The sequence below is a fragment of the Streptomyces sp. JNUCC 63 genome, from assembly GCF_054366325.1.
In genome coordinates, this window is sequence record NZ_CM135963.1 from 2,644,129 (window position 1) to 2,665,083 (window position 20,955).

19 protein-coding genes and 1 riboswitch are annotated in these 20,955 nt (G+C 70.2%); of the genes, 12 read left to right on the forward strand and 7 right to left on the reverse strand.

Going from position 1 to position 20,955, the window contains the following annotated elements; translation table 11 throughout:
- Nucleotides 1-196 precede the first annotated feature (196 nt).
- A complete protein-coding gene (locus ACX25U_RS11860) occupies nucleotides 197-613 on the forward strand; it encodes an anti-sigma regulatory factor (RefSeq protein ID WP_454391322.1) in 417 nt (138 codons plus the stop codon).
- A gap of 17 nt (nucleotides 614-630) precedes the next feature.
- Complete coding sequence (locus ACX25U_RS11865; protein ID WP_454391324.1) at nucleotides 631-1,827, forward strand: SigB/SigF/SigG family RNA polymerase sigma factor; 1,197 nt, start codon at nucleotides 631-633, stop codon at nucleotides 1,825-1,827.
- 45 nt (nucleotides 1,828-1,872) lie between these two features.
- Here the strand turns inward: ACX25U_RS11865 and ACX25U_RS11870 are convergent, their stop codons facing one another.
- Nucleotides 1,873-2,331 carry a hypothetical protein gene (locus ACX25U_RS11870; protein WP_454391326.1) on the reverse strand — a complete coding sequence of 153 codons (459 nt, stop codon included), beginning with the start codon at nucleotides 2,329-2,331 and terminating at the stop codon, nucleotides 1,873-1,875.
- A 115-nt stretch (nucleotides 2,332-2,446) separates the two neighbouring features.
- Between ACX25U_RS11870 and ACX25U_RS11875 the strand changes: the two genes are divergently transcribed.
- Together ACX25U_RS11875 and ACX25U_RS11880 are read left to right on the forward strand one after the other, a co-directional pair.
- Nucleotides 2,447-3,415 carry a diacylglycerol/lipid kinase family protein gene (locus tag ACX25U_RS11875; protein WP_454391328.1) on the forward strand — a complete coding sequence of 323 codons (969 nt, stop codon included), beginning with the start codon at nucleotides 2,447-2,449 and terminating at the stop codon, nucleotides 3,413-3,415.
- A gap of 318 nt (nucleotides 3,416-3,733) precedes the next feature.
- Nucleotides 3,734-3,991 (forward strand): WhiB family transcriptional regulator, encoded by a 258-nt coding sequence (locus tag ACX25U_RS11880; protein WP_003992873.1) that lies wholly within the window; start codon nucleotides 3,734-3,736, stop codon nucleotides 3,989-3,991.
- Nucleotides 3,992-4,192: 201 nt separating this feature from the next.
- Here ACX25U_RS11880 and ACX25U_RS11885 read toward each other — a convergent pair whose 3' ends face one another.
- Nucleotides 4,193-5,659, reverse strand: a complete 1,467-nt coding sequence (locus ACX25U_RS11885) for a sensor histidine kinase (protein WP_454394221.1) — start codon at nucleotides 5,657-5,659, stop codon at nucleotides 4,193-4,195.
- Between the two features lie 680 nt (nucleotides 5,660-6,339).
- Here ACX25U_RS11885 and nagB point away from each other — a divergent pair.
- Nucleotides 6,340-7,125, forward strand: coding sequence for a glucosamine-6-phosphate deaminase (gene nagB, locus ACX25U_RS11890; RefSeq protein ID WP_454391329.1), 786 nt, complete (start codon nucleotides 6,340-6,342; stop codon nucleotides 7,123-7,125).
- Nucleotides 7,126-7,429: 304 nt separating this feature from the next.
- Here the strand turns inward: nagB and ACX25U_RS11895 are convergent, their stop codons facing one another.
- The 4 genes from ACX25U_RS11895 to ACX25U_RS11910 all read right to left on the reverse strand — a co-directional run bounded on the left by ACX25U_RS11895 (nucleotide 7,430) and on the right by ACX25U_RS11910 (nucleotide 12,172).
- Nucleotides 7,430-8,914: a glycoside hydrolase family 3 protein gene (locus ACX25U_RS11895; protein ID WP_454391331.1), complete on the reverse strand. Its 1,485-nt coding sequence runs from the start codon at nucleotides 8,912-8,914 to the stop codon at nucleotides 7,430-7,432.
- 9 nt (nucleotides 8,915-8,923) lie between these two features.
- Nucleotides 8,924-9,775, reverse strand: a complete 852-nt coding sequence (locus ACX25U_RS11900) for a carbohydrate ABC transporter permease (RefSeq protein ID WP_454391333.1) — start codon at nucleotides 9,773-9,775, stop codon at nucleotides 8,924-8,926.
- Nucleotides 9,772-10,758: a carbohydrate ABC transporter permease gene (locus tag ACX25U_RS11905; RefSeq protein WP_454391335.1), complete on the reverse strand. Its 987-nt coding sequence runs from the start codon at nucleotides 10,756-10,758 to the stop codon at nucleotides 9,772-9,774. The genes ACX25U_RS11900 and ACX25U_RS11905 overlap by 4 nt, the downstream gene beginning before the upstream one ends.
- Nucleotides 10,759-10,885: 127 nt before the next feature.
- Entirely contained in the window at nucleotides 10,886-12,172 is a 1,287-nt protein-coding gene (locus ACX25U_RS11910) for an extracellular solute-binding protein (protein ID WP_454391337.1), read from the reverse strand.
- 459 nt (nucleotides 12,173-12,631) lie between these two features.
- Here ACX25U_RS11910 and ACX25U_RS11915 point away from each other — a divergent pair, with 459 nt between their 5' ends.
- The 6 genes from ACX25U_RS11915 to ACX25U_RS11940 all read left to right on the forward strand — a co-directional run bounded on the left by ACX25U_RS11915 (nucleotide 12,632) and on the right by ACX25U_RS11940 (nucleotide 19,722).
- Nucleotides 12,632-13,396, forward strand: a complete 765-nt coding sequence (locus tag ACX25U_RS11915; protein WP_454391339.1) for a GntR family transcriptional regulator — start codon at nucleotides 12,632-12,634, stop codon at nucleotides 13,394-13,396.
- 73 nt (nucleotides 13,397-13,469) lie between these two features.
- On the forward strand, nucleotides 13,470-13,784 hold the full coding sequence (locus ACX25U_RS11920; protein ID WP_454391341.1) for a DUF3311 domain-containing protein: 315 nt from the start codon (nucleotides 13,470-13,472) through the stop codon (nucleotides 13,782-13,784).
- Nucleotides 13,781-15,391: a monocarboxylate uptake permease MctP gene (gene mctP / locus ACX25U_RS11925; RefSeq protein WP_454391343.1), complete on the forward strand. Its 1,611-nt coding sequence runs from the start codon at nucleotides 13,781-13,783 to the stop codon at nucleotides 15,389-15,391. The genes ACX25U_RS11920 and mctP overlap by 4 nt, the downstream gene beginning before the upstream one ends.
- Before the next feature lie 74 nt (nucleotides 15,392-15,465).
- On the forward strand, nucleotides 15,466-15,975 hold the full coding sequence (locus tag ACX25U_RS11930; protein ID WP_454391345.1) for a GNAT family N-acetyltransferase: 510 nt from the start codon (nucleotides 15,466-15,468) through the stop codon (nucleotides 15,973-15,975).
- A 72-nt stretch (nucleotides 15,976-16,047) separates the two neighbouring features.
- Nucleotides 16,048-16,184: riboswitch (cobalamin riboswitch) on the forward strand.
- Nucleotides 16,185-16,306: 122 nt separating this feature from the next.
- On the forward strand, nucleotides 16,307-18,712 hold the full coding sequence (locus ACX25U_RS11935; RefSeq protein ID WP_454391347.1) for a ribonucleoside-diphosphate reductase subunit alpha: 2,406 nt from the start codon (nucleotides 16,307-16,309) through the stop codon (nucleotides 18,710-18,712).
- A complete protein-coding gene (locus tag ACX25U_RS11940) occupies nucleotides 18,712-19,722 on the forward strand; it encodes a ribonucleotide-diphosphate reductase subunit beta (RefSeq protein WP_454391349.1) in 1,011 nt (336 codons plus the stop codon). Before ACX25U_RS11935 ends, ACX25U_RS11940 begins: the two co-directional genes overlap by 1 nt.
- Here ACX25U_RS11940 and ACX25U_RS11945 read toward each other — a convergent pair.
- The gene (locus tag ACX25U_RS11945; RefSeq protein ID WP_454391351.1) at nucleotides 19,635-19,895 is read right to left on the reverse strand and encodes a hypothetical protein; all 261 of its coding nucleotides are present in this window, start codon (nucleotides 19,893-19,895) and stop codon (nucleotides 19,635-19,637) included. The two genes, ACX25U_RS11940 and ACX25U_RS11945, sit on opposite strands and share 88 nt — an antisense overlap.
- Before the next feature lie 93 nt (nucleotides 19,896-19,988).
- Between ACX25U_RS11945 and ACX25U_RS11950 the strand changes: the two genes are divergently transcribed.
- Nucleotides 19,989-20,954 carry a helix-turn-helix domain-containing protein gene (locus ACX25U_RS11950; RefSeq protein ID WP_454391353.1) on the forward strand — a complete coding sequence of 322 codons (966 nt, stop codon included), beginning with the start codon at nucleotides 19,989-19,991 and terminating at the stop codon, nucleotides 20,952-20,954.
- Nucleotide 20,955 lies beyond the last annotated feature (1 nt).

The window sequence follows — 20,955 nt, forward strand, 5'->3', positions numbered from 1 at the left end:
GCGCTGTTCCCATTTGGGCCCGCAGACCCCTAGCCACGGAGCGTATCCGTAGCTTTACTATGAGTGACAACAAGGGGTTGGGGTCCCGGGACAGGAATGCCGAGAGCGCGGTAGCGTCACCGCTGAACCATGTATCGCGTTACCCCGGGGGGCGACCCTCGGCCCTGAGAGAGCTTGTACCACCTTGGAGGTGAGGGTGTCCCAGATCGCAGGCGAGCCCGTGGCGAACCAGGACTTCGTGGAGGTCCGGCTGCCGGCTGCGGGTGCCTACCTGTCGGTGCTGCGGACGGCCACGGCCGGCCTTGCGGCCCGTTTGGACTTCACCCTCGACGAGATCGAGGACCTGCGCATCGCGGTGGACGAGGCCTGCGCGATCCTGCTCCAGCAGGCCGTGCCCGGCTCGGTGCTCAGTTGTGTCTTCCGGCTGGTCGACGACTCGCTCGAGGTGACCGTCTCGGCCCCGACCACGGACGGTCACGCGCCCTCGCGGGACACGTTCGCCTGGACCGTCCTGTCCGCGCTCGCGGGCAAGGTCTCCTCCGCCGTGGACGAGGACAAGACCGTGTCGATCAGCCTCTACAAACAGCGCGGCGCGGGACCCGGGCCGACGTGAGGAACGGGGACGGGCCGGTGCGGGACGAAGAGCGCGGCACACGGGAGCTGCCGGCCGAGGGCGGGATTCCCGCCCGCGCGGAAGGGGCCACAAGCCCGGGCGGGACCGCCCCGGGCGGCCCGGCCGTGCCCCGGTGCACGGCGGGCGGCATCGACGGCATCCCGGAGCAGGCCAGGCCGCATCCGGAGGACGAGCCGTCGGCGGCCGGCCTCCCGGGCGACGGGCGGGCGCGCGGGGACGCCGTGCGGGGCACGCCCGCGCCGGCGCGGAGCGGAGCCGGTGCCGGCCATGGAGGTCCTCCCCCTCACGGGGATTCCCCCTGTTCACGCGAAGGCGAGAACGCGGGGAAGGAGGCGGGGGCTCGGGGAAGGGCAACGGGCGGGACGATGAGCGAGCACGAGCGAAACTCCGAGGGCGACGGGCAGGGCGTGCCGAGCGTGCACGGCGCGCAGCACGGTCCTCAGGACCGCAGCGGCGCACGCGCGATGTTCGTCGAGTTGCGCACGCTGAAGGAGGGCAGCCCGCAGTACGCGGAGCTGCGCAACCAGCTGGTCCGCATGCACCTGCCGCTCGTCGAGCACCTCGCGCGCCGTTTCCGCAACCGCGGTGAGCCGCTGGACGACCTGACCCAGGTCGCCACCATCGGTCTGATCAAGTCGGTCGACCGGTTCGACCCGGACCGCGGCGTGGAGTTCTCGACGTACGCGACCCCGACGGTCGTCGGCGAGATCAAGCGGCACTTCCGGGACAAGGGCTGGGCGGTACGCGTGCCGCGCCGGCTGCAGGAGCTGCGCCTGGCGCTCACCACGGCGACGGCCGAGCTGTCCCAGCTGCACGGCCGCTCCCCCACGGTGCACGAGCTGGCCGAGAAGCTGGCCATCTCCGAGGAGGAGGTCCTGGAGGGCCTGGAGTCGGCCAACGCCTACTCCACGCTGTCCCTGGACGTCCCCGACACCGACGACGAGTCCCCGGCGGTCGCCGACACCCTCGGCGCGGAGGACGAGGCGCTGGAGGGCGTGGAGTACCGGGAGTCGCTCAAGCCGCTGCTGGAGGGCCTCCCGCCGCGCGAGAAGCGGATCCTGCTGCTGCGCTTCTTCGGCAACATGACCCAGTCGCAGATCGCGCAGGAGGTCGGCATCTCGCAGATGCACGTGTCCCGGCTGCTGGCCCGCACGCTGGCCCAGCTGCGGGAGAAGCTGCTGGTGGAGGAGTAGAACGAGGGGCCGCACCGAAAGGGTCGTACCGCTCCTGCCGTACGGCTAACGCCGTTCGGTTTCCCGGGTGCGGCCCGGGCCCTTGATGCCGAGGGCCTGGGTCGTCGCCGGGTTCACGAGCAGCACCAGCGAGGTCACGGCCACGACGGCGAGCGCGATGCCGGCCGGAATGGCCGCACTGTCGGCCTGGAGCAGGTTGTAGGCCACGGGCAGCGCCAGGATCTGTGTGATGACCGCCGGTCCCCGGCTCCAGCTGCGGCGCAGCAGCAGCCCCCGGGCGGCGAGCAGCGGCAGCAGCGCGAGCACGAGCACCGTGATGCCGCCGGTGATGCCGGTCTGCCGGTCGCCCCCGTCGCCGAGGACGCCGAGGACGAGCATCCAGATCCCGCCCACGAGCAGAGCGAGCCCTTCCAGCGCGGACAGCACCGCCGCGCAGGTCAGCCGCCGCGGGCGCGGGCCGGCGGCGTCCGTGGTTTCCTGGGTGGGGTTCTGCTCACTGCTCACCCCAGCAGGGTAGCCCTCGCGGCACGGATCACCGTGCGCAGGTTCACGTCCGGATCCTTACCTGATCCCTACCTCGGTGTGGGCCGGGTACTGCCCGGTAGGTACGCTGCACCCCATGCGTGCACTTCTCGTGGTCAATCCGGCGGCAACCACCACAAGCGCACGTACGCGCGATGTGCTGATCCACGCGCTCGCCAGCGAGATGAAGCTGGAGGCGGTCACCACCGAGTACCGCGGCCACGCCCGCGACCTGGGCCGGCAGGCCGCGGACAGCGACGACATCGACATGGTCGTGGCCCTCGGCGGCGACGGCACGGTCAACGAGGTCGTCAACGGCCTGCTGCACCGCGGCCCCGACCCCGAGCGGCTGCCCCGCCTCGCCGTGGTCCCCGGCGGCTCCACCAACGTCTTCGCGCGCGCCCTGGGTCTGCCCAACGACGCCGTGGAGGCCACCGGCGCGATCCTGGACGCCCTGCGCGACGGCAGCGAGCGCACGGTCGGCCTGGGGCTGGCCTCGGGAACGCCGGACACCGACGACGCGGCCGTCCCGGAGCGCTGGTTCACCTTCAACGCCGGGCTCGGCTTCGACGCGGGCGTGGTCGGGCGGGTGGAGCAGCGGCGCGAGCGCGGCAAGAAGTCCACGCACGCCCTGTACGTACGGCAGGTGGTCCGCCAGTTCCTCGGCGAGCCGAGCCGGCGGCACGGGGCGATCACGCTGGAGCGGCCCGGGGAGGATCCGCTCGCCGAGCTGGTGGTGGCCATAGTGTCGAACACCTCGCCGTGGACGTATCTGGGCAATCGCCCGATGTACACGTCTCCTAAGGCCTCGTTCGATACGGGGCTCGACGTGCTCGGTCTCAGCCGTCTGTCCACCGCCGCGGTTGCCCGGTATGGGACCCAGTTGCTCACTTCGTCCCCCGAGCGCGGCCCTCATGGCAGGCATGCTGTTTCACTGCACGACTTGAGCCGCTTCACCTTGCATTCGAAGGTGCCGTTGCCCCTTCAGATGGACGGTGACCACCTCGGGCTGCGTAAGAGCGTGACGTTCACAGGCGTACGCCGTGCACTGCGTGTGATTGTGTGAGTGGAAGGGCCTAAAGTCCTTTCACTCGAACGTTTAGGCCAGGATCCACCCCATGGAAGTACGGCTGTGACCTAGTCGACACCGAGGAATCAAAAAAAACTTTCCGGAAGGGGTTGTATCCGCCGCCGAGGTTTGCGAGTCTCTACGTGGCGATCGGGGCGGCCCGTCACACGGGCCCCAGAGATCACCGAGAACCCCTCTTCAATCCACAGGACCACGCCAGGGAACCTGGCGATCGGCCCTTCACTTGTCGAGGGATTCGTGAAAGCGTTCACATTCACAAGCAACCTGCACGTCACACAAGGAGAGGTAGCAGCCATGGACTGGCGTCACAACGCCGTTTGCCGCGAGGAAGACCCCGAGCTGTTCTTCCCCATCGGCAACACCGGTCCTGCGCTGCTGCAGATCGAGGAAGCCAAGGCCGTCTGCCGTCGCTGCCCGGTTATCGAGCAGTGCCTGCAGTGGGCGCTCGAGTCCGGTCAGGACTCCGGCGTCTGGGGTGGTCTCAGCGAGGACGAGCGCCGCGCGATGAAGCGCCGTGCCGCCCGCAACCGGGCCCGTCAGGCCTCCGCCTGACCACAGCCACCCCGCTGACAGCCTGAGCTTGGCGGCGCGTACAGCGAGTACGCATCCCCCGCCCCCGAGCCGCAGCGCGCAGTACCCCCGATGCGCAAACGAGCCGCAACGAGCGACTAGCCCCGGACCGATCCCGGTCCGGGGCTCTTTGCTGTGTGCGCTGCTTGTGCGCCCCGAAGCGCTGCTTGTACGCCCGAGCCGCTACTTGTGCGCCCGCACCGGAATGTCGAGGATCACACGCGTGCCGCGCTCCGGGGCCGGCACCATGTCGAAGGTGCCGCCCAACTCGCCCTCGACCAGGGTGCGCACGATCTGCAGGCCGAGGTTGCCGGAGCTGTGCGCGTCGAAGTCCTCGGGCAGGCCCACGCCGTCGTCCTGGACGGTGACGAGCAGGCGGGCCTCGCGCGAGGTGCCGCCGCGGACCGCGGAGACCTCCACGGTGCCCGTGTCGCCCTCGCGGAAGCCGTGTTCCAGGGCGTTCTGCAGGACCTCGGTCAGCACCATCGACAGCGGGGTGGCGACCTCGGCGTCCAGGATGCCGAAGCGCCCGCTGCGCCGGCCGGTCACCTTGCCCGGCGAGATCTCGGCGACCATCGCCAGCACCCGGTCGGCGATCTCGTCGAACTCCACCCGCTCGTCCAGGTTCTGAGACAGCGTCTCATGGACGATCGCGATCGACCCGACCCGGCGGACCGCCTCCTCCAGGGCCTCCCGGCCGCGCTCGGACTCGATGCGCCGGGCCTGCAGCCGGAGGAGGGCCGCCACCGTCTGCAGGTTGTTCTTGACCCGGTGGTGGATCTCCCGGATGGTCGCGTCCTTGGTGATCAACTCCCGCTCGCGGCGCCGCAGTTCGGTGACGTCCCGCAGCAGCACCAGCGAACCGATACGCGTGCCCTTGGGTTTGAGCGGGATCGCCCGGAACTGGATCACTCCGCCGTTGGTCTCGATCTCGAACTCCCGGGGTGCCCAGCCGCTGGCCTGCTTCACCAGCGCCTCGTCCACCGGGGCCAGGGACGGGGCGAGTTCGGCGGTGGTCTCGCCCAGGTGGTGGCCGACGAGGTCGGCGGCGAGGCCGAGACGGTGGTAGGCGGACAGCGCGTTGGGCGAGGCGTACTGGACGATGCCGTCCGCGTCCAGCCGGATCAGTCCGTCGCCGACGCGCGGCGAGACGTCCATGTCGACCTGCTGGTCCGGGAACGGGAACGAGCCGGCCGCGATCATCTGCGCCAGGTCCGAGGCGCTCTGCAGATACGTCAGCTCGAGACGGCTCGGGGTCCGCACGGTCAGCAGGTTGGTGTTGCGCGCGATGACGCCGAGGACGCGGCCCTCCCGCCGTACCGGGATGGACTCGACGCGGACCGGGACCTCCTCGCGCCACTCGGGGTCGCCCTCGCGCACGATCCGGCCCTCGTCGAGCGCGGTGTCCAGCATCGGGCGGCGGCCGCGCGGGACGAGGTGGCCGACCATGTCGTTCTGGTAGGAGGTCGGGCCGGTGTTCGGCCGCATCTGGGCGACGGAGACGTAGCGGGTGCCGTCGCGGGTGGGGATCCACAGGACCAGGTCGGCGAAGGAGAGGTCGGAGAGCAGCTGCCACTCCGAGACCAGCAGATGGAGCCATTCGAGATCGGAGTCGTCGAGGGCGGTGTGCTGGCGTACGAGTTCGTTCATGGAGGGCACGAGTGCGAGCGTACCCGGGCGTTTGTACGGTTCTGAAATGGTACGGCCGCGTACGGCGGTGAACGGTGGCGTACGGTCCGGAGGCCCCGGAGACACCCGCGGGCCGCGGCGCCTGGGAGGGACCCTCAACCCTCCCGGCACCGCAGCCCGGAGCAGTATCGGCCTTGGGGTGTGCGGTCCCGGTCGGCCGAAGGATGAGGAGCCGGGGCAGTCAGGGCAGAGAGCTCCGGATCCTCGGTCCGCCTTCCTGTGCGGGGAAGACGGAGGCTCGTGCGTTGGCCGTTCCGAGCATTCTGGACTAGACCACTTGGCCTGTCCATGCGCCGGACGGCGGTTGTTGTGGTTTCTTCATCGGTCGGTCGGTCGGCCGAGCCGGGTCCGGGCCCGGACGGATCGGCCAACCGGCCGGAGCTTCCCGGCGTGCACCACGCAGCCTAGCCCGCCCGGCTCGGCAGCGGGACCAGATGGTCGGGGCGATTTCCGCGTGCGCCTCGAGCGCCTCGGGTTCCTCATGGCCCGCGCCGTCGCGCGCCGGTCGCGCACCTGGCCCTCATGGGTACGGACGTGCACGTCTCTGTTAGATTGGACGTAGGCTGGATTGGTCTAAACCACCTACTTGTCGACCCTCGTCAACGGGTCCCGTCCCCTCTCCTCAGATCGGCAGGCTCAGCGTGGAAGTTGTCATCGTTCCGGACGCCAGAGCAGGCGGCGAGCTCGTCGCGGAGGCCATGGCGCAACTGCTCAGGCGCAAGCCCGACGCCGTGCTCGGCATGGCCACGGGTTCGACGCCGCTGCCCGTGTACGAGGCACTGGCGGACAAGGTGAGCTCCGGCGCCGTGGACGCCTCACGAGCGCGGATCGCCCAGCTCGACGAGTACGTGGGGCTGCCCGCCGGTCACCCGGAGTCGTACCGCGAGGTCCTGCGGCGCCAGGTGGTGGAGCCGCTCGGCCTGGGGATGGACTCCTTCCTGGGGCCCGACGGCACCGCGGAGGACGTGCAGGCGGCGGCCGACGCCTACGAGAAGGCGCTGGCCGAGGCCGGTGGTGTGGACCTGCAGCTGGTCGGGATCGGAACGGACGGGCACATCGCGTTCAACGAGCCGTGCTCCTCGCTGTCCTCGCGCACCCGGATCAAGGTACTGACCGAGCAGACCCGCGCCGACAACGCACGCTTCTTCGACGGTGACATCACGCAGGTGCCGCACCAGGTCATCACGCAGGGTGTCGGCACGATCCTCGACGCGCGGCACGTGGTGCTGATGGCCACGGGCGAGAGCAAGGCGGAGGCGCTCGCGGCGACCGTCGAGGGACCGGTCGCCGCCATCTGCCCGGCCTCGGCCCTGCAGCTCCACCGGCACGCCACGATCGTCGCCGACGAGGCCGCCGCCTCCAAGCTGAAGTTCGCGGACTACTTCCGTTACGCCTACGCCAACAAGCCGGCCTGGCAGGGTATTTAGCCTCCGCACGCACGCGCCCAGGTGCCGGTCACCCCGAGTGGGGTGACCGGCACCTGGCCGTTGGGGCCGCGTCCCTGGGGGAAGGCAGCGGAACACCCGCCTCTACGACGATCGTGGCCGGCGTCACGGACAGCGAGGGGCCGGTCCGTCCCCGGGGTACGGCGTCCGGCCCCCTGGTCGTCCGGGCCACGCCCCCGCGACGGCCTCCACCGCCCGGCCGCAGACGCGCGCCGCGCCGTGGGTGGCGATGTGGAGGGGGGCTCGGGGGGCAGGGGCCCGCGACAGCCGTGGCCGGCGACGTCGGCTACACCCCCACGATGACCTCCGCCGCCGCCCGGCCGCAGACGCGCGCCGCGCCGTGGGTGGCGATGTGGAGGGGGGCTCGGGGGGAGGCCTGGGGGACGCCCATTTCCACGACGATCGTGTCGGGGCGGGCGGCGAGCAGGGTGTCGAGGGCGGAGACCATCCACGGGTGGCGGTGCTCGTCGCGGACGACGGCGACCACAGGCCGGTCCCCGGCCGCCTCCAGGGCCGCGCGGCCCGCGCCCTCACCGGCGAAGCTGCCCGTCTCCGTGCCCGGCAGGAGACGGGCGAGCTCGGCGGCCACGCCCCAGGGGGTCTCCTCCCCGACCGCGATGTTGGCGACCGGGGTGAGGGCGGCGACGTAGGGCGGCTCGGTGAGCGGGGTGAAGGTCTCGCCGCCGGTGATCCGCAGCGCGCGCCTGGCCGCCCGCAGGCCGACCTCCTCGTCGGCGGTGCCGGGCGCTCCCGAGGCCGCGGACGCCGTCCAGCGGGCGAGCGCGCGCACGCGTGCGGCCGCGTCCGCCAGCCGTTCCTCGGGCAGTTCACCGGCGCGGACCGCGGTGACGAGGGCGTCCCGAAGGCGCCGTACCGTCTCGTCGTCCGCCAGGCCGCCGCCCACGCAGATCGCGTCGGCGCCGGCCGCGACGGCGAGGACGCTGCCCCGCTCGATGCCGTAGGTGCCGGCGATGGCCCGCATCTCCATGCCGTCGGTGACGATCAGGCCGTCGTAGCCCAGTTCGCCGCGCAGGAGACCGGTCAGGATCCGGCGGGACAAGGTTGCCGGGCGGTCCGGGTCCAGCGCGGGGACCAGGATGTGCGCGCTCATCACGGCCTTGGTGCCCGCGTCGATCGCCGCGCGGAACGGCGCGAGTTCGCGCTCCCGGAGCACCGCGGGGTCCACGTCGATGCGCGGCAGTGCGTGGTGGGAGTCGACCGCGGTGTCGCCGTGCCCGGGGAAGTGCTTGGTGCAGGCGGCGACGCCCGCGGACTGCAGTCCGGCCACGTAGGCGGCGGTGTGCCGGGCGACCAGCTCGGTGTCGGCGCCGAAGGAGCGGACACCGATGACCGGGTTGCCGGGGTTGGAGTTGACGTCGGCGGACGGCGCCCAGTTGAGGTTGACGCCGCACTCCGCGAGCCGCCGGCCGAGCTCCAGGGCCACGCTCCGGGTCAGCTCCACGTCGTCGACCGCGCCGAGCGCGTGGTTGCCGGGGAAGCTGGAGCCGGTGCGCACTTCCAGGCGGGTGACGTCGCCGCCCTCCTCGTCGATGGCGACCAGGACGTCGTCCCGTTCCTGGCGCAACCGTGCGGTCAGTGCGGCCAGTTGCCCGGGCGAGGCGATGTTGCGGCCGAACAGGCCGACCGAGGCCAGGCCCTCGCCGAGGCGGCGCAGCAGCCAGTCGGGGGCCGTGGTCCCGGTGAAGCCGGGCTGGAGGACGGTCAGCGCGTCGCGGGTGAGAGTGTCGGTGCCGCTGGCGAGTGTCGTCATCGGGTGGCGTTATCCCTTCACTGCGCCTGCGGTCAGGCCCGCGGCCATCTTGCGCTGGACGAGCAGGAACAGGACGACGATCGGTACGGCCATCATCGTGGCTCCGGCCATCATCGGGGCGTATTCGGTGCCGTGCTTGGTGGTGAAGTTGGCGAGCCAGACGGTCGCGGTCTGGTGCTCCTGGCTGAGCAGCATCAGGGCGTACAGGTACTCGTTCCAGGCCTGGATGAAGCCGTAGACCGAGGTGGCGACCAGGCCGGGGGCCAGCAGCGGGAAGACGACCCGGACGAACGCACCGGTGCGGGAGCAGCCGTCGACCATGGCGGCCTCCTCCAGCTCCCGGGGGATGTTGACGATGAAGCCGCGCAGCGTCCACACCGTGAAGGGGAGGATGAGGGTCAGGTAGGTGATGATCAGGCCGGTGAGCCTGTCGTACTGCTTCAGGTCGTTCAGCAGCAGGAAGACCGGGATGATCATGGCCACCAGCGGCACCATCTGGACCGCCAGGATGCCCACGATCACGACCTTGCGGCCGCGGAAGGCGAAGCGGGAGATGGCGAGCGCGGCCAGCATGCCGACGACCATGCCGATCGCCACCACCGACAGCGACACCACCAGGCTGCGGCCGACCGGGCCCCAGAAGTCGGCGATGTCCAGCGCCCGGCGGAAGTTCGACAGGGTGATCCCCGTCGGCAGCAGGCTCGGGTCCGGGTCGATGGCGTCCTTGGCCGGCTTGAACGCCGTGTTGAGCATCCAGTAGAGGGGGAAGCCGACGGTGACGAAGACGAGCAGGCCGAGCAGGTTCCAGCCGATCCTCGCCCTCCGGCGGCGGGGAGCTGCGAGGGTACTCGTCCCGCTCATTCGACTTCTCCGATCTTCAGCATCTGGCGCATGTAGACGGCGACCACGCCGAGCAGCAGCAACACGGTGATCAGGGCGATCGCCGAGCCCTGCGCGTAGTCGTTGACCACGAAGGCGCGGTCGTAGGAGTAGGTGTTGAGGACCTGGAACTCCGCCTCGGGGTGGCCGCCCCGCATCACGAACACCTGCGGGAAGACGCCCATGTCCCAGATCACCGACAGGGTCGTGAGCATCACGATGATCGGCTTGAGGATCGGCAGGGTGACGTGGCGGAAGACGCCCCAGGCGCCCGCGCCGTCCAGCCGCGCGGCCTCCTCCAGCTCCTTGGGCACCTGGGTCAGGCCCGCGCCGAGCGTGATGACCACGAAGGGAACGGCGCCCCACACCACAAGGAGCATGATCACGGCCAGGCCCTCGGGTCCGCTCGCGAACCAGTTGTGGCCGACCATCTCGACCCCGGGCAGCTTGCTGAGCAACGCGTTGAAGACACCGTAGTCGGAGTCGAAGAGCCACTTGAAGACGGTGGTGGCCACGATGACGGGCATGCCCCAGCTGGCCACCAGCACGATGTTGATCAGGACCTTGAGCCAGGTCGAGACCCGCTGCAGCAGCAGTGCGATCGCCATGCCGGCGACCATGGTGAAGACCACGCAGCCGACGGCGAAGACGATCGTGCGCAGAACGACCGCCCAGAACTCGCCGTCGCCCAGCACATGGGTGAAGTTGGCGAACCCGGCCCACTCGGCCGGCTGGAAACCCCACAGCTGCGGCTGGCCGAACTTCTGGAAGGACAGGGTGACCAGGCGTGCCAGCGGATACGCCATGACCAGGGTCAGCACCAGCAGGCAGGGCGCGAGCAGCAGCCAGGGGGTCGCGGCCTCGCCGGAGGTGCGCTGTCCGCGCGGGCGGTCGGGGACGGCTGGTGGTGGCGCCTGCCGTGGTGGCGGCGCCTTGGCAGGGGTGGTCGTGTCTGCGGCACTCATCGCGCGCTCCTCAGCGGTCCCTCAGGTCGTACGCAGGCAAAGCCCCGTACGACCGTGCGCGGGCCGGGCCGTCGCACGGTCGTACGGGAAGCAGGGCCCCGCCCGGCGGCAGAGCCCTGCACGCAGGTCATTTGGTGTTGATGACCTTGTCGATCGCGGCGTCCGCCTCCTTGGCGGCCGCCTCGACCGACTTCTTGCCGGTGCCGATGTTCTGCAGCATGGTCTGCAGTACCTGGGCCTTCTCGACCTGGCCCCAGCCGGGGGCCATCGGAACGAACCAGTTGGACTCGGCCGCGGTGGCCGGGACGGCCGTCGCCGGGTCGTTCTTCAGCGTCGTGAGGTCGGTCTTGTTGTTGGGCAGGTTGCCCTTGCCCATCAGTCCCTTCTGGCCCGAGGGACCGGTGAAGGCGTCGATCCACTCGGCGGCGAGCGCCTGCGCCTTGGACTTCACCGGGACGGCGAGGTCGGAGCCGCCCAGGAAGACCGGCATGTTCTTGCCGGACGGGCCGGGCATCACGAAGTTCTCGATGTTGTCCTTGAGCTTGCCGGTCTTGTCGTTCTTCGGGTCGGCCGAGGTCGCGCCCTCCCAGGCGGCGCCGAAGATCATGCCGGACTTGCCCTGGCCGTAGACGATGTAACGGTCCGACTCGTCCTTGGTCTTGTCGCCGTGCATGTACTTGTCGACGACGTTCTTGAACTCGTTGAGTCCCTTGAGGGACTCGGGCGAGGAGAGGTCGGCCTTCCACTGGCCGCCCTCCTCCTTGGCGATGGAGCCGCCGGCGTCGTAGACGAAGGACATGGCCGCGTACCAGTCGCGGGTGGGCTGGTACCAGGCGCTGAACTTGTCGCCCTGCTTCTTCTGGACCTTGTCCAGGTCGGCCGTGAGTTCCTGGTATGTCTTCGGCACGGACTTCACACCGGCCGCGGCGAAGACGTCCTTGCGCCAGTTGGCGACCCGGCCACCCGCGTAGTACGGGACGCCGTAGGTCTTGCCGTCGTAGGTCACCGAGGCCTTCAGGCCGTCCAGCCAGGCGTCGGACCCGGCGAACTTCGCCGGGTCGACGGGGGCGAAGGCGCCCTTGACCATGTAGCCGAGCATCTCGGTGTTGCCCATCTCGACCACGTCGGGGGCCTTGTCCGTGGCGAGAACGGCGTCCAGCTTGGTGTTCTTGTCCGGCCAGCCGTAGTACTCGTGCTTGATCTTCAGGCCCGGGTGCTTCTTCGTCACCGCGTCGTCGGCGGCCTTGACCAGCTCGGGCCAGTTGTTCTGGGCGTCCACGGTGAGCCAGACGGTCAGCTCCTTGGCGTCGGCGCCGCCCTTGTCGGAGCCCCCGTCCTTGTTGTCACTCCCACACGCCGCGATGGAGACCATCATGCCCGCGATACAGATCGCGGCAACCAGCTTGCGCTTCACGCCATCCTCCTCAGGGATGCCACAAACCCCCCTGCCTCCCCGCGGTTGAGCGACATACGAGCGTCGGCGCATCACCGCCCGTGGGGCCGGGACCTGGACCAATGGTGTAGACCAGTAGGGGGAGCTTGGCCCAGACCAATAGGGCTGTCAAGGGCGCGCAAGCAGGCTCGAGAAGGCCGTTACGGGACCGCGATATGCAGGGACCTTTCATTGCCCATCCGGCCAAACGGACGCGTCCGCTCCCCTGGACCACTGGCGACCGCCTCCCGTCCGGGGCATGTCCGCCGACGTGGACCACCGGGCTCGCGCCGGGGATGGACTAGACCAACCGCGGTCACGACGGTATACAGAGGAGATCACGGAGCGTGCGGGTGACCACCGCGCACCAAGCCGTGCCACGATGTGAGCCGTGGCCGATGGATGTCGGTCGCTTCGGCACAGGAGCCGGGAAGGCAGAGCATGAGCACCGACGTCAGCAGTGCGGAGAACGAGGGTGGGACGACCGTCCGTACCGCGCGCGTGCCCAAGTACTACCGCCTGAAGAAGCACCTGCTCGACATGACGGAGACCCAGGCGCCCGGCACGCCGGTCCCGCCGGAGCGGACGCTGGCGGCCGAGTTCGACACCTCGCGCACCACCGTGCGCCAGGCCCTGCAGGAACTGGTCGTCGAGGGCCGGCTGGAGCGCATCCAGGGCAAGGGCACCTTCGTCGCCAAGCCGAAGGTCTCCCAGGCCCTGCAACTCACCTCCTACACCGAGGACATGCGCGCCCAGGGACTGGAGCCGACCTCGCAGCTCCTCGACGTCGGCTACATCACCGCCGACGACCGGCTGGCCGACCTGCTCGACATCACCGCCGGCGGGCGCGTGCTGCGCATCGAGCGGCTGCGCATGGCCAACGGCGAGCCCATGGCCATCGAGACCACGCACCTGTCGGCCAAGCGCTTCCCGGCGCTGCGCCGCAGCCTGGTGAAGTACACCTCCCTCTACACCGCCCTCGCCGAGGTCTACGACGTCCGTCTCGCCGAGGCCGAGGAGACCATCGAGACCTCGCTGGCGACTCCGCGCGAGGCGGGTCTGCTGGGCACCGACGTGGGCCTGCCGATGCTGCTGCTCTCCCGGCACTCGGTGGACCGGGAGGGCCGGCCGGTGGAGTGGGTGCGGTCGGTGTACCGCGGGGACCGCTACAAGTTCGTGGCCCGCCTCAAGCGCCCGCAGGAGTAAGGATCTTGTGACGGAGCAAGGCTCTTGTGGCACGCGTGCTCAGCGGTGAACAGCGAGGGGACGGAGTCGCCACATGTCGAATGCCCCGGATATCACCAGAGCGGCGGTGACACCCGCACGGGTGGTCATCGCCCTCTGTCTCGTCGCACCCTTCGTGGCGCTGTTGTGGGTGGGTTCCTACGCCAGGACGGAACCCACCTTCATCGGCGTCCCGTTCTTCTACTGGTACCAGATGCTGTGGGTGGTCCTCTCCACGGTCCTGACCATGGTCGCCTACCGGCTGTGGCAGCGTGACCGGCACGCCCGGACCGCAGCGACCGCCCCGTCCGCCGCGAGCGGCCCGTCCGCCACGACCGCCGCGACCGAGGACGGGGGTGCGGACCGGTGAAGGACGGCGTCAACGGCGTCGCGCTCGGCGTCTGCATCTTCTTCTTCGTGCTCGTCACCGTCATGGGATTCCTGGCCGCGCGCTGGCGCCGGGCCGAGAACGAGCACAGCCTGGACGAATGGGGCCTGGGCGGCCGGTCGTTCGGCACCTGGGTCACCTGGTTCCTGCTCGGCGGCGACCTCTACACCGCGTACACCTTCGTGGCCGTGCCCGCGGCGATCTACGCCACGGGCGCGGCCGGATTCTTCGCGGTGCCGTACACGATCCTGGTGTATCCGCTGATCTTCACGTTCCTGCCGCGGCTGTGGTCGGTGTCCCACCGGCACGGGTACGTGACCACCTCGGACTTCGTCCGCGGCCGGTTCGGCTCCAAGAGCCTGTCGCTGGCGGTGGCGCTCACCGGCATCCTCGCCACCATGCCGTACATCGCGCTCCAACTCGTCGGCATCCAGGCCGTGCTGGACGTGATGGGCGTCGGCGGCGGCGACAACACCCACTGGTTCGTGAAGGACCTGCCGCTGCTGATCGCCTTCGGCGTGCTGGCGGCGTACACCTACTCGTCGGGGCTGCGCGCGCCCGCGCTGATCGCGTTCGTGAAGGACTCGCTCATCTACATCGTGGTGGCGGTGGCGATCATCTACATCCCGATCAAGCTGGGCGGGTTCCACAACGTATTCGCCAAGGCGGGCGAGAAGTTCACCCAGGCGGGAGCGGGCGGGGTGGTGCCGGCGCCGGCCGGCCAGTGGACGTACGCCACGCTGGCCCTGGGCTCCGCGCTCGCGTTGTTCATGTACCCGCACTCGATCACCGCGACGCTGTCCTCGCGCAGCCGTGAGGTGATCCGCCGCAACACCACGATCCTGCCGCTGTACTCGCTGATGCTGGGCATGCTCGCCCTGCTGGGCTTCATGGCCATCGCGGCCGGGGTGAAGGTGAGCAACGGTCAGCTCGCCATTCCGCAGCTGTTCGAGAACATGTTCCCGGACTGGTTCGCGGGCGTGGCGTTCGCGGCGATCGGCATCGGCGCGCTGGTGCCGGCGGCGATCATGTCGATCGCGGCAGCGAATCTGTTCACCCGCAACATCTACAAGGACTTCATCCGGCCGGAGGCGACGGCGAAGGAGGAGACCCGGGTCTCCAAGATCGTCTCCCTGCTGGTGAAGGTGGGCGCGCTGGCCTTCGTGCTGACCATGGACCGGACGGTGGCCATCAACTTCCAGCTGCTCGGGGGCATCTGGATCCTGCAGACCTTCCCGGCCCTGGTCGGCGGCCTGTTCACCCGCTGGTTCCACCGCTGGGCGCTGCTGGCGGGCTGGGCGGTCGGCATGGTCTACGGCACGGTCGCGGCCTACGGGGTCGCCTCGCCGACGCAGAAGCACTTCGGCGGCTCGGCCAAGGAGATCCCGGGCATCGGCGAGATCGGCTACATCGGTCTGACGGCGTTCGTGGTCAACGTGGCCTTCGTGGTGGTCCTGACGGTCGTCCTGAAGGCGGTCAAGGCACCCGAGGGCGTCGACGAGACCAGGCCGGAGGACTACACGGCGGACGCGGGCGACCCGGGGGTCGAGGTCGAACTCCCGCCGGCCACCGCGGGAGCCGCCCACTGAGGAGCGGGCACAGCACGGGCCGCCGGAGGAGAACCGGCGGCCCGCTGTCGTACCCGTGCGGCACACTCACCCCCATGGACATCGCGATCCGGCCGGTCGAGCCCGGCGAGTACGACACCCTCGGGGAGATCACCGCCCAGGCCTATCTCCAGGACGGGCTCCTCGACTTCGGGGAGAGCGACACGTACCTCGTCGAGCTGCGCGACGTGGCCAAGCGGGTGGCCGCCGCCGAGGTGCTGGTGGCCGTGGCGGACGGGAAGGTGCTCGGCGGCGTGACCTTCGTGCGCACCGGGGGCCCCATGGCCGACATCTCCGGCCCGGGCGAGGCCGAGATACGGATGCTCGCGGTCGCGCACGCGGCACGCGGCCGGGGCGCCGGCGAGGCGCTCGTGCGGGCCTGCCTGGACCGGGCGCGGGCCACGGACGGCTGTGTCCGCGTGGTGCTGTCGACCCAGAGCTCCATGCGCGCCGCCCACCGGATCTACGAACGCCTGGGCTTCGTCCGCGCGCCCGAGCGGGACTGGAACCCGATGCCGCACGTCGACGACATCTCTCTGCTCGCCTACGAACTGAACCTGAGCTGACGCCGAGTTGCCGCCCTGACACGGACTCGGCACAACATCTGGGGGTGTCTTCCCCCGCCCGACACGACATGTATGCTCATGCTCGCTGTCACCGCAGGGGAATCCGGTGCGAATCCGGAACTGTCCCGCAACGGTGTACTCGTACACGTATGCCCGCATGGCCGTGTACGTGCGTCAGTCCGAGGACCTGCCGACAGTGCGCCCGGCCGTCCGGTCCGGGTGCCCTGACGTCCGGGCCTCGTGGAATGGGCCGGTGGACGCGACGCCACGTGCGCTCGTGTGCTGCCCCCTGCCCTCGGCGAGGCCCCGTGCCGAGCGAGGGAGACCCCACGTGACCATCGCGCCAGCCGACCCGGCCTCAGCCGCGGCCCCGGAGCCCGACAGTCCCGGCACCGCACTGCTGCGGACCCTGACCGAGCTGACCGCCGACCTCCCCGACGCCGACCCCGGCCGGGTCGCCGCCGCCGCGCTGCGCGGCCGGTCGGCGCACGCCGACGAGGCCGAGCTGCGCGAGCTGGCCACGGAGGCGGCCGCCGGGCTCATCTCCGAGGACCCCTCCTACTCGCGGCTGGCCGCCCGGCTGCTGACCATCGGCATCCGCGCCGAGGCCGCCTCCCAGGGCGTCACGTCGTTCACCGGGTCCATCGCCGTCGGCCACCGCGAGGGCCTGATCGCCGACCGGACCGCCGCGTTCGTCCGCGTGCACGGCGAGCGCCTGGACGCGCTGGTCGACCCGGCCGCCGACGACCGCTTCGGCTACTTCGGCCTGCGCACCCTGCACAGCCGCTACCTGCTGCGGCACCCGATCACCCGCAAGGTGATCGAGACGCCCCAGCACTTCATGCTGCGGGTGGCGAGCGGCCTCGCCGAGGACGACACCGCGCGCTCCCTCGACGAAGTCGCGGCACTGTACGGGCTGATGAGCCGCCTCGACTACCTGCCCTCCTCCCCCACGCTGTTCAACTCCGGCACCCGACACCCCCAGATGTCGTCCTGCTATCTGCTGGACTCCCCCAGGGACGAGCTGGACTCGATCTACGAGCGCTACCACCAGGTCGCCCGTCTGTCCAAGCACGCCGGCGGCATCGGCATCGCCTACTCCCGCATCCGCTCGCGCGGTTCGCTGATCCGCGGCACCAACGGGCACTCGAACGGCATCGTGCCGTTCCTGAAGACCCTGGACGCCTCGGTGGCCGCCGTGAACCAGGGCGGCCGGCGCAAGGGCGCGGCGGCGGTCTACCTGGAGACCTGGCACTCGGACATCGAGGAGTTCCTGGAGCTGCGGGACAACACCGGCGAGGACGCCCGCCGTACGCACAACCTGAACCTCGCGCACTGGGTCCCGGACGAGTTCATGCGCCGGGTGAACGCCGACGAGCGGTGGTCGCTGTTCTCCCCCTCCGACGTGCCCGAGCTGACCGATCTGTGGGGCGAGGAGTTCGACGCCGCGTACCGGGCCGCGGAGGCGAGGGGCCTGGCGAGGAAGACGATGCCGGCCCGCGACCTGTACGGCCGCATGATGCGCACCCTGGCGCAGACCGGCAACGGCTGGATGACCTTCAAGGACGCCGCCAACCGCACCGCCAACCAGACGGCCGAGCCGGGCCACGTGATCCACTCCTCCAACCTGTGCACGGAGATCCTGGAGGTCACGGACGACGGCGAGACGGCGGTCTGCAACCTCGGGTCGGTCAACCTGGGCGCGTTCGTGCACGACGGGGACATCGACTGGGAGCGGCTGGACGAGACGGTGCGTACCGCCGTCACGTTCCTGGACCGGGTGGTCGACATCAACTTCTATCCGACCGAGCAGGCGGGCCGGTCCAACGCCCGGTGGCGCCCGGTGGGTCTGGGCGCCATGGGCCTGCAGGACGTGTTCTTCAAGCTGCGGCTGCCCTTCGACTCCCCGGAGGCGAAGGCCCTGTCCACCCGGATCGCCGAGCGGATCATGCTCGCCGCGTACGAGGCCTCCACCGATCTCGCCGAGCGCCCCCAAGCACCTACGACAAGCTCCGGTGCAGGGGGGACCCCCATCGGCCCTCTTCCGGCCTGGGAGAAGACCCGTACGTCCCGGGGTGTGCTGCACCCCGACCACTACGGCGTCGACTTCTCCTGGCCCGAGCGCTGGGCGGCCCTGCGCGAGCGCATCGCGGCGGTCGGCATGCGCAACTCGCTGCTGCTCGCCATCGCCCCGACCGCCACCATCGCCTCGATCGCGGGCGCGTACGAATGCATCGAGCCGCAGGTCTCCAACCTGTTCAAGCGCGAGACGCTGTCCGGGGAGTTCCTGCAGGTCAACTCCTACCTGGTGGCCGATCTGAAGAAGCTCGGTGTCTGGGACGCCCGGACCCGGGAGGCGCTGCGCGAGGCGGGCGGCTCGGTGCAGGACTTCGCCTGGATCCCCGAGGACGTACGGAAGCTGTACCGCACGGCGTGGGAGATCCCGCAGCGCGGCCTGATCGACATGGCGGCGGCCCGCACCGCGTTCCTGGACCAGTCGCAGTCCCTGAACCTGTTCATGGAGACGCCGACCATCGGCAAGCTCTCCTCGATGTACGCGTACGCGTGGAAGCGGGGCCTGAAGACGACGTACTACCTGCGCTCCCGCCCGGCCACCCGGATCGCCCGCGCGGCCCAGGCGCAGAACCGCGCCACCGCCCCCGTACAGCAGGTGACCGAACCGGACGCCGTCGCCTGCTCCCTGGAAAACCCCGAGTCCTGCGAGGCCTGCCAGTGATGACCAGCAACCAGAATCTCCTCGACCCCGGCTTCGAGCTGACTCTGCGTCCGATGCGCTACCCGGACTTCTACGAGCGCTACCGGGACGCCATCAAGAACACCTGGACCGTGGAGGAGGTCGACCTCCACTCGGACGTCGCCGACCTCGCGAAGCTGACGGCGGGCGAGCAGCACCTCATCGGCCGGCTGGTCGCGTTCTTCGCCACCGGCGACTCGATCGTCGCCAACAACCTGGTGCTGACCCTCTACAAGCACATCAACTCCCCCGAGGCGCGGCTGTACCTGAGCCGGCAGCTCTTCGAGGAGGCGGTGCACGTCCAGTTCTACCTGACGCTGCTGGACACCTACCTCCCCGACCCGGACGACCGCGCCGCGGCCTTCGCGGCCGTGGAGAACATCCCCTCCATCCGCGAGAAGGCCGAGTTCTGCTTCAAGTGGATGGACTCGGTGGAGAAGCTGGACCGTCTGGAGACGCAGGCGGACCGCCGTCGCTTCCTGCTCAACCTGATCTGCTTCGCCGCGTGCATCGAGGGCCTGTTCTTCTACGGCGCCTTCGCCTACGTCTACTGGTTCCGCAGCCGGGGCCTGCTGCACGGGCTGGCGACCGGCACCAACTGGGTGTTCCGGGACGAGACGATGCACATGTCGTTCGCCTTCGACGTGGTGGACACCGTCCGCAAGGAGGAGCCGGACCTCTTCGACGACGAGCTGCGGCGGCAGGTCACCGACATGCTGAGGGAGGCCGTCGAGGCCGAACTGCAGTTCGCGCGCGACCTGTGCGGTGACGGCCTCCCGGGGATGAACACCGACTCGATGCGGCAGTACCTGGAGTGCGTCGCCGACCAGCGCCTGACGCGCCTCGGCTTCGCCCCGGTGTACGGCTCGGAGAACCCCTTCTCCTTCATGGAGCTCCAGGGCGTTCAGGAGTTGACCAACTTCTTCGAGCGGCGTCCGTCGGCGTACCAGGTGGCGGTGGAGGGCACCGTCGACCTGGACGAGGACTTCTGACCGTCGCGGTCCACTCGGGATTCCTGGGCCTCCCGGTCCTCCTGGGCCTGCCTGATCCGGCGGTCGATACGGCGGTCGTGGACGATGCCGATCGCCGCCGGCAGGACCATGAGGACCAGGAGCCCGAGGACGGCGATCATGGTGATGAGGCCTTGCAGCTGTGTCGTATTCATGAACACCACTGTCGCGCCGGACGCTCCTTACCGTGAGTGGCAGGACTGCCGTACATCTTCAAATTCCTGCCACTGCCGGGGCACACTGGCAGCATGCTGAGCAACGTGGCCGCCGTCCTGCTGGACGGAGTGCATCCCTTCGAGCTCGCCGTCGTCTGCGAGGTCTTCGGGCTCGACCGCAGTGACGAGGGGCTGCCGGTGTACGACTTCGCGGTCGCCTCCGCGGAGGGCGCGTCACTGCGCACCCACGTCACCGGCCTCACTCTCTCGACACCGTACGGCCTGGAGCGGCTGGAGGAGGCCGACCTGATCGCGGTGCCGGCCTCGGACGCGAACGTCTCGCGTGACCACCCGCCCGCGCTGCTCGACGCGCTCAACCGGGCCGTGGGGCGCGGCGCGCGGGTACTCAGCGTCTGCTCGGGCGTGTTCGTGCTGGGCGCCGCCGGGCTGCTGGACGGGCGGCGCTGCGCCGTGCACTGGCGGCACGCGGACGAGCTGGCCCGGCGCTTCCCGCGGGCAGTCGTCGAGCCGGACGTGCTGTACGTGGACGAGGACCCGGTGATCACCTCGGCCGGGACCGCGGCCGGCATCGACGCCTGCCTGCACATCGTGCGCAAGGAGCAGGGCCCGGAGGTCGCCAACAAGATCGCCCGGCGGATGGTGGTGCCCCCGCACCGGGACGGCGGGCAGGCACAGTACATCGAGCGGCCGCTGCCCAAGTCCCCGTGCGACACGGTCGGCGAGGTGCTGACCTGGATGGAGGAGCACCTCGACCAGGAGGTCACCGTCGAGCAGCTCGCCGCCCGCGCACACATGTCCCCGCGGACCTTCGCCCGCCGCTTCCAGCAGGAGACGGGCACGACCCCGTACCGCTGGATCCTGCGTCAACGTGTGCTGTTGGCACAGGAGTTGCTGGAGGCGACGGACGAGACGATGGACGCGATCGCGGACCGGACGGGATTCGGGACGGCGGCGGCGCTGCGGCACCAGTTCGTCCGCGCGCTGGGCACCACCCCGAACTCCTACCGGCGCGCGTTCAGGGGCCCGCGGGCCGCCTGAA